This is a genomic window from Romboutsia sedimentorum, assembly GCF_030131845.1.
GTDB classification, from domain to species: domain Bacteria; phylum Bacillota; class Clostridia; order Peptostreptococcales; family Peptostreptococcaceae; genus Romboutsia_D; species Romboutsia_D sedimentorum.
The window spans coordinates 13,976-27,440 of the sequence record NZ_JASKYM010000011.1 but is presented as its reverse complement, the minus strand read 5'-3'; the positions used below and the strand labels follow the sequence as shown (position 1 = coordinate 27,440).

The 13,465-nt window shown below is 29.5% G+C and carries 15 protein-coding genes and 2 pseudogenes; 1 reads left to right on the top strand and 16 read right to left on the bottom strand.

Annotated elements, in window-relative coordinates:
- Window positions 1-22 precede the first annotated feature (22 nt).
- The 11 genes and pseudogenes from QOZ84_RS14615 to purR all read right to left on the bottom strand — a co-directional run bounded on the left by QOZ84_RS14615 (window position 23) and on the right by purR (window position 6,811).
- Window positions 23-412 carry a hypothetical protein gene (locus QOZ84_RS14615; protein ID WP_284133675.1) on the bottom strand — a complete coding sequence of 130 codons (390 nt, stop codon included), beginning with the start codon at window positions 410-412 and terminating at the stop codon, window positions 23-25.
- A 551-nt stretch (window positions 413-963) separates the two neighbouring features.
- Window positions 964-1,404: pseudogene (locus QOZ84_RS14610) on the bottom strand (hypothetical protein); the annotation flags it as partial.
- A gap of 12 nt (window positions 1,405-1,416) precedes the next feature.
- Entirely contained in the window at window positions 1,417-1,617 is a 201-nt protein-coding gene (locus tag QOZ84_RS14605; protein WP_284133674.1) for a hypothetical protein, read from the bottom strand.
- A pseudogene (locus QOZ84_RS14600) lies at window positions 1,563-1,928 on the bottom strand (ATPase, T2SS/T4P/T4SS family); the annotation flags it as partial. The pseudogene QOZ84_RS14600 and the gene QOZ84_RS14605, both read right to left, overlap by 55 nt.
- A 24-nt stretch (window positions 1,929-1,952) precedes the next feature.
- Window positions 1,953-2,147 carry a hypothetical protein gene (locus QOZ84_RS14595; RefSeq protein WP_284133673.1) on the bottom strand — a complete coding sequence of 65 codons (195 nt, stop codon included), beginning with the start codon at window positions 2,145-2,147 and terminating at the stop codon, window positions 1,953-1,955.
- A 246-nt stretch (window positions 2,148-2,393) separates the two neighbouring features.
- Window positions 2,394-2,522, bottom strand: coding sequence for a hypothetical protein (locus tag QOZ84_RS14590; protein ID WP_284133672.1), 129 nt, complete (start codon window positions 2,520-2,522; stop codon window positions 2,394-2,396).
- 32 nt (window positions 2,523-2,554) lie between these two features.
- Window positions 2,555-2,755 carry a type II secretion system protein gene (locus QOZ84_RS14585; RefSeq protein WP_284133671.1) on the bottom strand — a complete coding sequence of 67 codons (201 nt, stop codon included), beginning with the start codon at window positions 2,753-2,755 and terminating at the stop codon, window positions 2,555-2,557.
- A 165-nt stretch (window positions 2,756-2,920) separates the two neighbouring features.
- Window positions 2,921-3,871, bottom strand: a complete 951-nt coding sequence (locus QOZ84_RS14580) for a ribose-phosphate diphosphokinase (protein ID WP_284133670.1) — start codon at window positions 3,869-3,871, stop codon at window positions 2,921-2,923.
- 88 nt (window positions 3,872-3,959) lie between these two features.
- Complete coding sequence (gene glmU, locus QOZ84_RS14575; protein WP_284133669.1) at window positions 3,960-5,333, bottom strand: bifunctional UDP-N-acetylglucosamine diphosphorylase/glucosamine-1-phosphate N-acetyltransferase GlmU; 1,374 nt, start codon at window positions 5,331-5,333, stop codon at window positions 3,960-3,962.
- 184 nt (window positions 5,334-5,517) lie between these two features.
- On the bottom strand, window positions 5,518-5,796 hold the full coding sequence (gene spoVG, locus QOZ84_RS14570) for a septation regulator SpoVG (RefSeq protein ID WP_026902395.1): 279 nt from the start codon (window positions 5,794-5,796) through the stop codon (window positions 5,518-5,520).
- Window positions 5,797-5,923: 127 nt separating this feature from the next.
- On the bottom strand, window positions 5,924-6,811 hold the full coding sequence (purR, locus tag QOZ84_RS14565; protein ID WP_284133668.1) for a pur operon repressor: 888 nt from the start codon (window positions 6,809-6,811) through the stop codon (window positions 5,924-5,926).
- 223 nt (window positions 6,812-7,034) lie between these two features.
- Here purR and murC point away from each other — a divergent pair, with 223 nt between their 5' ends.
- Window positions 7,035-8,387: a UDP-N-acetylmuramate--L-alanine ligase gene (gene murC, locus QOZ84_RS14560; protein WP_284133667.1), complete on the top strand. Its 1,353-nt coding sequence runs from the start codon at window positions 7,035-7,037 to the stop codon at window positions 8,385-8,387.
- Between the two features lie 68 nt (window positions 8,388-8,455).
- Here the strand turns inward: murC and QOZ84_RS14555 are convergent, their stop codons facing one another.
- The 5 genes from QOZ84_RS14555 to rnmV form a co-directional block, all read right to left on the bottom strand.
- The gene (locus QOZ84_RS14555; protein WP_284133666.1) at window positions 8,456-9,268 is read right to left on the bottom strand and encodes a hypothetical protein; all 813 of its coding nucleotides are present in this window, start codon (window positions 9,266-9,268) and stop codon (window positions 8,456-8,458) included.
- A gap of 198 nt (window positions 9,269-9,466) precedes the next feature.
- Window positions 9,467-10,582, bottom strand: a complete 1,116-nt coding sequence (locus QOZ84_RS14550; RefSeq protein ID WP_284133665.1) for a M20/M25/M40 family metallo-hydrolase — start codon at window positions 10,580-10,582, stop codon at window positions 9,467-9,469.
- A gap of 80 nt (window positions 10,583-10,662) precedes the next feature.
- Window positions 10,663-11,865: a hypothetical protein gene (locus QOZ84_RS14545; RefSeq protein ID WP_284133664.1), complete on the bottom strand. Its 1,203-nt coding sequence runs from the start codon at window positions 11,863-11,865 to the stop codon at window positions 10,663-10,665.
- A 66-nt stretch (window positions 11,866-11,931) separates the two neighbouring features.
- A complete protein-coding gene (gene rsmA / locus QOZ84_RS14540; protein WP_284133663.1) occupies window positions 11,932-12,801 on the bottom strand; it encodes a 16S rRNA (adenine(1518)-N(6)/adenine(1519)-N(6))-dimethyltransferase RsmA in 870 nt (289 codons plus the stop codon).
- A 70-nt stretch (window positions 12,802-12,871) separates the two neighbouring features.
- A complete protein-coding gene (gene rnmV, locus QOZ84_RS14535; protein ID WP_284133662.1) occupies window positions 12,872-13,411 on the bottom strand; it encodes a ribonuclease M5 in 540 nt (179 codons plus the stop codon).
- Window positions 13,412-13,465: the final 54 nt, after the last annotated feature.

The following is a 13,465-nucleotide window of genomic DNA, read 5'->3' as shown; positions in this document are numbered from 1 at the left end:
GCACTTATAACTTGCTCAACTTTTACTTGTATCGATGCTTTATAGTGTATTCCTCTTCTAATTCATTAGCGTTATACACTAACCCGCTATACATAACATCAAAATCAATATATGTATTTTGACCAGGTTCTATATAAATAACTTGTCTAGGCTGTACACCATCTACATCATCTTTATTTTTCATAAGTCCAATAGACTTTAATTTATATTCTATTTTTTTATTATATAATATTGTATTATCCCAACTCAAATTTAATATATCCAGATAAATTATCCTAATTGTACTTTTAGATCCACTGTTTCCATTATTTGATAAGTAGCTAAATCCCTGATTATTTGACACTTTATAAGGATTATTTCCTGGGAAATTTAAGTTTGAATTTTCCATTTCATACTGTAATTGCTCTCCCATAACCCCTTCATGAACTTCTATAGATTTTATAGCTTGAGAAATAGTCGTATTTATTCCTGCTTTAGCTGCATATTTACTTTCTATTTTTTCTATACCTTGTTCATATTCAATCTTTATATCTTTTATTTGTGATTTAGTATCTTGTGGTTTTTACAAATAAATGATATTGATATAAAAGGATATTTCTCCTTTTCTGAATCTCTAAGCATACAACCTAAATTACCAACTATTTTATTTAAGTCTTCACTAGGTATATCCCTATTGAAATCTTCTTTTATATCAAATAGGTTATCAACACCTTTTACTATTTCACTATCAAAAGATGATTTTAAAACCTCATATATATTATTGTTGTAAGTATGCTTAGCTAATATTAAAATAGTATCAATTACTTTTCCAAAATTTCTAGATGAATAATAATTTATAAGTCCACTAGTTTCATCACCTAAAGCTAAACACTGCTGATATTAAGATTTTTTATTAAATTTTATAGGTATATTATCATGTATAAATAAAAAATCGTCTTTATAAATATCTACAATACTTCCATATTATTCTATATTCATAATCATAATATCATCATATGCAACGTGTTTTAATACCCTTAAGTATGAAGTTGCTATTGTATCAACAGCTTCTCTCTCTAATTTATATTGTTTGAAAATATTATCGATTTCATATATTTCTTCTTTAAGAACTCCCGCTAAAATAACATTTATTTTACTTTCTTCATCATTTTTAATTTCACGTGAAACTTCATATGAGAATGTGTATTTATCGCTATCAAGTGATATCATATCCTCTATTTCTAAATCCATAAGTCCATTTAAATCTTTAGGGCTTAGCATTGGTAAAAATACTGATATAACTAGTATTGCTGTTATTATACCAACAACTATTATCATAATTGGCTCAATCATAGATACTAATCGCTCTAAGTATATTTCTGCTTCATATTCATAAAACTCTGCAATTTGATAACTCATACTTTCTAACTGCCCTGTTTACTCTCGTATAGAAATCATTTGTAAAAATATAGGTCCAAAATAATCTATTTTTTCTAGATTTTCAGCTAAAGATTCCCCTTTTATTACACCTTCTTTTGCAATATCTATGGCTTTTTCAGCAATAGCATTATTTATACTATCTTTTATACAATCAAGACCTTGTAATAATGGATATCCAGTTGATGTAAATAAGTCCAACGCTCTAGAAAATCACATAGACACAATAGCCCTAAAAGTTTAGCGAACTTCGAATCTTCATTTAACATAACTTCAGATATAGAACCACCTCTTTTTAATGAATTTATAATTTTATTTATCTCTTTAGCTATTATTTTTATACGACTTACAACTGCTTTGTATGACTTTACACTAGTTTTCATATACTGAATAAACATTCCATCAATTCTGAATCTAATTTTCCTAAAATCACCTTCATGTTCAACATGAATATCACTAGCTCTCATCCTTACAGCATTTTCTAAAATATTTTGTACAAGCCTTACTATAAGAGCTGAGTTTAGTTCTTCTTCTGACTATACTCCTTCTTTTATAATTTTTTTATCTGCATTTGCATAGCCTTTTATTGATTTATCTAAATCTGAGTTTGCATATGCCAAGTCTATAGATTGATTAATTTCACTAGTTGTTGCTATATATACGACCACCTCTTTTGCATATGTTGCTGGGATTAAATTAGTTGCTATTGTATCTATATTTATGGGTGTCAAATGTACGCTTTCTATTTTAAAAAGTTCTTTTAGTACATTTGTTAATAATTCGCCAGTTATTAATCATTGGTCTATTAATAGTTCTCTCAGTCTTTTTCCTGTTATTTTTGTTGAGATAAAGCCCATGTTAGCTGTTCTTTTGTTATATATCCTTTTTCAACAAGGTTATCTCCAATTCTTATTTTTCTCAATGTTTTCCACCTCCATATATATTTAATTATATCAGTTTTGATTTCTATCCACATTTTATAACATCATGTTTTTTGATTCAGTGCTTATACTATTAGGTACCTTTATAATTATATCCATTGACTGCCCATTTATTGAAGGTTCATATTTACCACCAAATGGTGATTCTGCTTGTACTTTTTCCATATATTCATCTAAATCAGTCTCTCCAGTCCCTGTTAAAGCCGCAGGATAAGTATTCTATCTGTATAGTAATATAATGACGCTGACTTAAATGCTTTATAATCTGCTTTTAAATCTGCTGCTTTTGCTTTATTTATATTTTTAAATAAAGCTGGCACTGCTAATATTACTATTACAACCAGTAACTCTACTAATGTAAATCCATTTTTATCTTTAAGTTTTTTATTTACTTTCAAACTATCCCCCCTTATTCGTTTTATGAAATCAAAAAAAGCCATGAAATATAATTATATATTCATAGCCGGTTGCACTACTAACTCCATATATTCTAGATGTCCACATACAGAATATAAAAATACACCTTGTTTATACTAAACAAGGTGTATCCAATGGTTTTATAATTAGAATAATATACTAACAGATTCGTTAGCGAATATTTTCTTTATAGCATCTCCGAATAAAGGTGCTACAGTTTTAACTTGTATCTTATCTATCTTCTTATCTTCTGGAAGTTGTATAGTATCAAGTACTATTAACTCACCGATAGAAGAATTTTCTATTCTTTCTATAGCCGGTCCTGATAATACACCGTGTGTACAACAAGCATAAACATCTTTAGCACCAAATTCTTTAAGTGCATTAGCTGCGTTTACTATTGTTCCTGCTGTATCTATCATATCGTCTAATAATATAACATTTTTACCTTTAACCTCACCTATTATGTTCATTACTTCACATACGTTAGCCTTAGGTCTTCTTTTGTCTATTATAGCTATTGGAACATCTCCATCTAAGCTATTAGCAAATTTTCTAGATCTTGTAACACTTCCTAGGTCTGGAGACACTACCACTAAGTCTTCGATTTCTTTTTCATTGAAATAATCAGCTAATATTTTTCCACCTTGTAAGTGATCTAGAGGTATATCAAAGTATCCTTGGATTTGTGCTGCATGTAAATCCATTGTTAATACTCTATCCGCTCCTGATGCTGTTAATAAGTTTGCAACTAATTTAGCTGTGATTGGATCTCTCGCCTTAGCTTTTCTATCTTGTCTTGCATATCCGTAATAAGGTATAACTGCCGTTATTCTTCCTGCTGATGCTCTTTTCATTGCATCTATCATTATTAATAATTCCATTAAGTTATCGTTAACTGGACTATTAGTTGATTGAATTACAAAAACATCACATCCTCTTACTGTTTCCTTGATGTTTACTGATATTTCTCCATCACTAAATGTTCCAACTTCACAATCCGCAACTGGTACTCCTATGTAATCAGCTATTTTTTTAGCTAATTCTTTAGATGAATTTCCTGCAAGTATTTTGATTTCGCTTCCGCTAGTATTCATGTATATCCTCCCGAAAATTTTTAAACATTTGTTATATTTATTAAAAGTTCAAGGCTATATTGCCTGAAAATAATAAGCTATTTAGTAATTACTTGTTATCTTTTTGGTCTTTCTTTTCTACCCAACCTTCTTTGACAACTTGCTTTTGTCTTGCAATAGCTAATGCTCCTTGTGGAACGTTGTCTGTTATAGTTGAGCCTGTAGCTACATATCCTTTTGCTTCTACAGTTACTGGTGCAACTAAGTTAGAGTTAGATCCTATGAATGCTCCATCTTTTACTATAGATTTAAATTTATTTTTACCATCGTAGTTTACAAATACCACTCCACATCCTATGTTCACATTTTTTCCAACGTGAGCATCACCTATATACGAAAGGTGAGATGCTTTAGAATTATCTTCTATTGTAGCATTTTTAACTTCTACGAAGTCTCCTATTTTTACGTTATTACCAATATTACTCTTTGGTCTTAAGTATGCATAAGGTCCTACTGTTGTATTTTCTCCAACAATACTATCTGTTATCGTTGAACTTTCTACTTCTGTATAATCACCAATTTGCGAATTTATTATACTACAATTCATTCCAATTATACAACTTGAACCTATTTTTGTGTTTCCTCTTATCATAGCTCCTGGATATACTATAGTATCATTACCTATTTCAACACCTGATTCTATATATGTTGAATTAGTGTCTATTATCGTAACTCCATTTACCATATGAGATTCATTGATTCTATTTTTCATTATTTGTTCTGCTTTTGATAACTCAACTCTTGAGTTTACTCCCATTAGTTCTTCTATTGTAGAACCATTGAAAGCACCTACTTTATGACCTTTATCTCTCATTATCTTGATAGTGTCTGTTAAATAGTACTCTTCTTGGGCATTATTATTATCTAATAAGTCTAGAGATTCTCTTAAGCTCCTTCCATTAAAACAGTATATACCTGAATTAATTTCTTTTGCTTGCTTCTCTTCCTCACTAGCATCTTTTTGCTCCACTATTTTTAGTAAATCTTGATTTTCATCTCTTATTATTCTTCCATATCCTGTAGGATTTGATACACATGTAGTAAGTACTGTAGCATGGTATCCATTTTCTAAATGATAATCAAATAATTTTTTTAATGTATCTTCTTTTACTAAAGGTGTGTCTCCACATAATACCACTATAGTATCTTCGTCATTTATATATTCTTTAGCCATCATAACAGCATGCCCAGTTCCTAATTGTTCTGTTTGCATTGCTATCATAGTGTCTTTAGGTAATCTCTCTTTTACTGTTTTACTTTCATGTCCCAATATTGTTACTATATCGTTAACCCCAGAGTTTTTACAAACATCTATTACATGGTTAACCATTTCTTTTCCACACACTTTATGTATGACTTTTGGAAATTTAGACTTCATTCTTGTACCTTTGCCTGCAGCAAGGATTATAGCTTTAAAGTTCATCTCTCCACTCCATTCTTTATTTTATTTCCTATATATTCTATATTTTAATTGTTTATATTTAATGTCTTTGCTATCACTAACTAATATAGCACCTTTTTGCAAAAAAGTATACATTTATACAAAAATTTTAAATACAAAAAAGAGCCGAATAGTTCGACTCTCAATAAATTCCCTATATTTATAATTACTCAGCTGCAACTTCTAATTGAGCCACCGCTTCATGATATGCTTTTAAAACTGCATCTTCTAATACTTGTCTCATTTCAGCATTTATTGGATGCGCTATATCTCTAAAATTACCTTCCCCTACTTTTCTGCTTGGCATAGCTATGAATAGTCCATTATGACCTTCTATAACCTTTATATCATGTACTACAAATAGGTTGTTAAAAGTTAATGAAACTATACACTTCATCTTGCCCTCATCAGTTATCTTTCTTACTCTTACGTCAGTTATCTTCATACCCTTGTATCCCCCTTTTATATTTAACAAATTAATATATTTAATATTGGACTGTTTTTTTATATAATTCTAGGAATCTTTTGAATATCCTTTTTTATTTTTACAAAATTTATTATTTTTTGTAGGATTATTCTTCCTCTTCTAAAATGTCCTCTATTATATCGTCAATTTGGCACTCCCCTTGTACCTCTTCATTTTGATATTCATCTTTAAATGTCTTTAGATTTGGCTCTACTTTAACGCTTTCACCATTTACATCTAATTCTATTAAAGATATGTAGTCTTTTACCATTTTTTCTTGTGGTTCTATTGTAGATATAAACACTCCAGTTCCTATAACTTGTGCTCCAAACTCATTCATAAGATCTACCATTCCTTTGATAGTTCCTCCACCTCTCATAAAGTCATCTATTAATATAACTTTACTGTTTGGCTTTATAGCTTTTCTTGGTAAACTCATGCTTTCTACTTTAGAATTATTTCCATTTACATAAGTCATACTAAGTGTCGGACCTTCTGATACTTTTATGTCTTTTCTTATTATAACTAATGGTAAATTCATAGCTTTTGCTGTCATTAATGCCATTGGAATTCCCTTTGTTTCCATTGTCACTACATAATCAGCATCTATATAATCTATATTTGAGGCAAATATTTTGCCTATTTTAGCCGCTATTGTTGGATCATATATTAAATCTATTAAATATAAAAATCCACCTGATAATATTCTTGATTTATCGCCTATTTTTTCACATAAATCCATTAAGAATTCTTCATTTTCTGCTTTTGAAGTTTTTGGTATATATTTAACTCCACCAGCTGCTCCTGATATAGTTATAACTTTACCTAATTGTAGCTTTTCAAAAACATTTTTTACAACTATCAAGTCTTCACTTATTGTTGATTTCGCTGCATTGAATTGATTTGTGAAATAACTTAGCGTAAATATTTTGTTTGGATTATCTGATAGTATTTTTACTATAGCTCCAATTCTCTCCGTTCTTTTAAACTTCATTAAATTTTCCTCCTAGGATTATAACACCTTACTACTTAAACTATGTAATGCACAACAATATTTATTATGATATAATAATGGTTATGTTTTAATTAGTTTTTAAATATATTATATATATAATCTAGTATATGTATATTTGCCATAAAATATTGAACATTATACTATTATACCACAAACATAGTTCATATTGTAGGACTTAATTAAAAAGAAAGGTGGTTTTCTTATGAATATACATTTCATTGGAATTGGCGGTATAAGCATGAGTGCTTTAGCTGAAATATGTATTAATAAAGGATATAAAGTGTCTGGTTCAGATGCAAACGAATCATATCTATTAGAGAAACTTAGATCTCAAGGTGCTGATATATTTATTGGTCACAAAAAAGAACATATCTCTGATAATATAGATATGGTTATTTATACTGCAGCTGTACATAAAGACAATGCAGAGATGATAGCTGCTAAAGAAAAAAATAAACTTACTATGAATAGAGCTGCTTTTTTAGGTCAAATCATGAGAGAATATAAAAACTCAATAGCAGTTTCTGGAACTCACGGTAAAACTTCGACAACTTCTATGTTGTCTACTATATTCCAATATGCAGATTTAGACCCTACTATATTAGTAGGAGGAAATTTAAGCACTATTGGTGGAAATGTTAAGATAGGTAATTCTGATCATTTCATTACAGAAGCTTGTGAATACGTTGATAGTTTCCTTAACTTCAACCCTCAAATAGCTATAGTATTAAATATCGAGGAAGATCATTTAGATTATTTCTCAGGTATAGATGAAATAAAAGCATCCTTCAATAAGTTTGGAAAATTACTTCCTAAAGATGGTTATTTCATAATTAATGGTGATGATGAAAACACAGAAGATATATTACATGAGATTAAAGCTACCGTAATAAAATACGGAACAGATGCTTGTAACGATGCAATCTTAAAAAATATAAACTTCAATGAAAATGGTCACGGAGTATTTGATTTAGAATTTAGAGGTGAAAATTTAGGAACATTCGAACTTTCTGTTCCTGGTCTTCATAACATATACAACGCTGCAGCTGCTATTCTTACAGCTTATGTATCTTCTATAGATCTAGAACTTATAAGAACTAATATAAAAGCTTATGGCGGAGTTGGTAGAAGATTTGAAGTTAAAGGTAATTATAATGGTGCTTTAGTTGTTGATGACTATGCTCATCATCCAACAGAACTAAAGGCTACTTTATCTGCTGCTAAGAAAATGAAACAGTCTAAATTATGGTGCATATTCCAGCCTCATACTTATACTAGAACAAAATCTCTTTTAAATGAATTTGCGGAAGCTTTTTATGCTGCAGACAAAGTTATTATTACTGATATCTACGCTGCTAGAGAGCAAGATCCTGGTGATATTCATTCTAAAGATTTAGTTGAAAAATTATATCAAAATAATGTCGATGTAACTTATATAAGCAAATTCGAAGATATAACTGATTATCTTCGTGATAATGTTAAGGATAATGACTTAGTTATAACTGCTGGTGCAGGTCCTATATACCAAGTTGCTGAAGCATTGATTCAAAAATAATTCAAATAAAAAAGTGTCTTTAAATGATTTTTTATCATTATAAAAGACACTTTTTTATTTAAACATAATTATTTTGAGCTTTTTCCAATCTCAAATATCTCTGACACAAGGTAGTTATAAAGTTTTGTATGTACTTCATAATAAGCTTGTGCTTTACTTTCATTTTTTCCTTTTTGAGATATTTTTATATAATCCTTGCCCATAGTTTCTACGACTGCATCGTAGTGTTCTCCCTTAATATTTATTTGGAAGTTATAGTCACTTCTTTCTTTACTTTTTTCAGGTTGAACTTTTCCTACTATTCTCTTTTGAATCATTTGAAGTGAAAGATCATCGAATTTCCACTTATGTATTTTTTTAGTTTCATTTTTATATTTTATTTCTACAGTTTCCCAACTTTTATACTGCTTAACAAAATCAAAAGATAAGTAAATACTTTCACTTAAAAGCTTCTCAAATTCTTTCTTTGTAGCTACTGGAACTTTATAATATTCTTCGCTGCTTACAGTATATACTCTAAAGTAATTCAAATCTGTAGAGAATCTTATTCCATCATCTGAATATCCATTATATACCGGAGTATACGATTCTGGTTTTCTTATCTTTGTAAACTCACTGAATAAAATTTTTACATTAGACCAGTAAGATTCTTCTACTCTTACTTTCTCTACCTTTGAATCCGATATATATATTTTTTCTTTTGAGCTTATTTGCTTTATTAGCGATCTTGTATCTTCTTTATCTAATTCTGCTTTTACTGGTTGTGTGCTGTCTTCTTCCATATTTCTTGCAGTATTAAAAGCTAAAAAATAAACTACAAAAAATAAAATAATTCCAATAATTATTATTGTACCTTTTTTTAGTTTTCTTTTCTTTGCCATAAAAATCCCCCCTAAGGCTATATAATTATAAGACAATTATATACTTTTATCAATATTTTGTAAGTATGTTTATTTTATATTAATATTTCCCAGGAAATTTTTTCACAATTCGATAATAATATATATTTTTTTTATATGTTTATAAATATCAAAAATCACCTAACTTTTGCTAGGTGATTTTAATTAAGCAATATTATATTATGCTTCTTTTATTATTTCTTTTACCATTATTGCAGAATTAACTATGTCTTCTATAGCTATATATTCTTCTAATGTATGAGCATTTTTCATACCTACTCCTAAGTTAACTGCTTTTACTCCATTTTTGTTTAATATATTAGTGTCACTACCTCCACCTGTAGAAGCTGTATGTCCTTCTATATTCATGTTAGAGAAAGCTTTTTTAGCAAGTTTAACTATTTCATCATCTTCACATACATTAAAAGGTGCATATGCTCTATTAACTTCTATGTCTATTTTAGCTCCAAACTCTTTGGCAGTTTTTTTGAATGTTTCTACCATGTGATTTGTTTGAGCATCTAATTTTTCTTCACTTAAACTTCTAGCTTCTGCTGCTATTTCTAATTCTGGCATAACTATATTTGTTGCTATACCACCTTTAATTATTCCTATATTAGCAGTAGTTTCTTCATCTATTCTTAATAACTTCATATTTTCCATAGCTCTTGAAGCTACCATTATTGCACTTATTCCGTTTTCTGGTTGAAGACCTGCATGAGCTGGTTTTCCTGTTATTTTAACATTTATAGCATCTTGTGCTGGTGCTTGAATTATTATTTCTCCAGGAGCTCCACCACTGTCTAATACAAATGCATAATCAGCATCTACTTTAGAGTAGTCTAAGTATTTAGCTCCAAATAATCCGCCTTCTTCCCATATAGAGAATACTACTTGTATATCTGCATGATCAATATCTTTTTCTTTAATCATTCTTAAAGCCTCTAATATAGCAGCTATACCAGCTTTATCATCAGAACCTAATACTGTAGTTCCATCACTTTTTATTATTCCAGTAGCTTCATCTATTATAGGTTTTATTCCTTCTCCTGGGCTAACTGTGTCCATATGTGAACTGAATAATAATTTCTTTCCTGGTCTGTTTCCTTTTAACTTAGCTATTATATTTCCAGTTTCTCCGTTAACCTTTTCCCCTGCGTTATCTATTGAAACTTCACAACCTATTGCTTCTAATTTTTCAACTAAAACTTGTGCTACTTTACCTTCTTTTGAAGATGGACTATCTATTTGTACTAACTCTAAAAATTCATTTATTAATCTTTGTTTGTTTATCATGATATCTCCTCCCAAATTATAGTATATCTATATATTTTAGATTAATATCATAATATTATCAATAGAAAAGGTGATATATTTTATTTTAGGATTCTTCTACTCCTAGAATCTATAAAACATAGCCAGTATCCTAGACTATCATTTCTAGTATCACATGGTTGATAAGTATTAAATCCAGTATGACCTTTATCTGGTTGCTCATTTTTATTTCCTGGAACTGCATATATATAATTTTTTCTCTTATTATATTCATCATATTGAACACCAAATAAATAATGTCTATATTTATATGAATGCATTACAGCATCGCTATACATTGTGTAATTTAATGAATTTACATATCCTAAGTGCGGCATTGTATATCCACATAAAGTTGTTGGACTTATTTCTACTTTCCACCATCTAGTGTCTTCTATATCTTCACTCACAAACGGCTTAACTTCGTTGAAATATTTTAATCCCTTTTTAATCTGTCTTGGCATTAGCAATGCCCCTGCTGCGTTAGAATTTTGAGATTTTTGTTGATGCTGTTCATATGATTGATATGGTCTATTTTGAGGTTTTGGTTCTTGATATTGACTTGCATATTTAGGTTTTCTTTGTTGTTTAGTTTTTTGTGGTTGTGATTTTTGTTTGTATAAATTACGTTCTATAATTTCTTCTTCATCCTCTTCTTCTTCATCTTTTTCTTCTTCATCCTCATACTCATCCTCGTCATCTTCTTCGTCTTGTATTTCTATATATCCATCATTTTCTTCTATTTCTTCGTAATCCTCGTCATCTTCTTCCTCTATTTCTATATACTCTATCTCTTCATATTCGTAATCCTCATCATCAAATTCTTCTTCATCATCTACTTCTATATATTCCACTTCTTCATACTCATCAAATTCTTCATCATCAACAGTGAATAATATATCTTCGTAATTTTCTATTTTACTTCCCTTAAAACCTATGAGTGGAACAGATTGCTCATAAAGTAGAGCTATTCCTTTTAAATCTATGTCATCTCTATCTAGGTTTAATACAAACTCACCTTTTCCTTGCTCACTTAAAACAACTTTCCCTAAATCTAAAGTCTCATAATCACTTTGTATCGCAATTACTCTATATCCATCTTTTACACATTTAAGATTTTCTACATAAAGTGAAACTACTGATTTTTCATCATTTATTTCTACTTTAGCAAATGCTTTTGGTAAAATGCGCTCTTTGTATCTAAAATTAGTATCTTTAGCTTCAAGAATTATATAATCTCTTTTAAACTTTCTTTTGGAAGCCATTTCTAATCCCCCCTTAACATAATTTCTCTAAATATTATATGATTAAAGGTATAAAAAAAGTACCTTCTATTTTGAAGGTACCTTTGCATTTACTTTATTTGAAAGAGTAGCAAATTCTTGTATGCTAAGAGTTTCTCCTCTTCTTTTTTCATCTATATTAGCTTCTAATAATACTTCTCTAATTTCTTCTTTGCTTAAGAAACCCAATGTACTTAATGAGTTAAGTAAAGTTTTTCTTCTTTGACTAAATCCAGCTTTAACTGTTTTAAAGAATATTTCTTCGCTATCTACTGGATATTTTATTTCTGGTCTTACATGAAGTCCTATAACTGTTGAATCTACATTTGGTTGTGGTATAAACATGTGTCTTGGTGCTTTTGCCACTATTTCTGTATCACAGTAGTATTGAACTGCTATTGATAAAGTTCCATAATCCTTTGTACCTGGTACTGCATTCATTCTATCTGCAACTTCTTTTTGTACCATAACTACTATATCAGTTACTGGAATATCTTCTTCTAAAAACTTCATAACTATTGGTGTAGTTATATAATATGGAAGGTTCGCTATTAATTTAACTGGCCCACCTTTTAATTTTTCCTCTACTAATTCCTGAACATCTACTTTTAATATATCTTTGTTTATTACTTCTACGTTATCAAGATCATCTAAAGTTTCTCTTAATATCGGAATTAATTTTCTATCTATTTCTATAGCAACTACTTTATCCGCTACTTTTCCCATTTCACGAGTAAGTGTTCCTATTCCAGGACCTACCTCTATTATCTGATCACCTTTTGAAAGTCTTGCACCTTGTAATATGCTATCTATTACATTGTCGTCTATTAAAAAGTTTTGTCCTAGAGACTTTGAAAACTTAAATCCATGTTTTTGAACTACATCTTTGGTTGCACTATGTGATGAAAGTCTATCCATTTAATTTCTCCTATTTTACTATATTTTCACGTTTTTTGTGAATTATTTTTGTCACGCTTGCGTGACTTTTTTAACTTAATTCTATTTTGTTTAATGCTACTTCAAACTCTTCTCTACTTACTCCATAGTTGTTTAATCTATTTAAGAATTGTTTTGCATTTCCGTAACCTATTCCAAGTATTTTTCCAAGTTCATCTCTTCTAAAAGATGCATCTTCATTTCCTATAAGTCCGTTTCTTATTAAATCTACTTGTTTAAACTCATCTCTTTTATCCGTACTTTCTGTTCTTACTTTTTCAAGAGCTGCTATTATACTCTTTGGAGTAGCATTTTCGATTCCTATATCTCCATCTTTTTTAGCTTCTTCTCTTGGTAAAAATGCATGCTTACATCCTGGAATTTCCGCTGCTATTTTTTTTCTTATTTTTTCCCCTGCAAAATCTGGGTCAGTGAATATTATTACTCCACGTCTTTCTTGAGCTGATTTTATACGTTCCATAGTTCCTTTTGGAAATCCAAAGCCACCAGTTGTTATAAGTTCTGCATCAAGAGCTCTTTTTACCGCTGTAACGTCATCTCGTCCTTCTACAACTATAATTTCTTTTATCATTATTAATTCACCTTTTTATCTAATTTTTAATCTCTCGTCTTATACTACATCTTT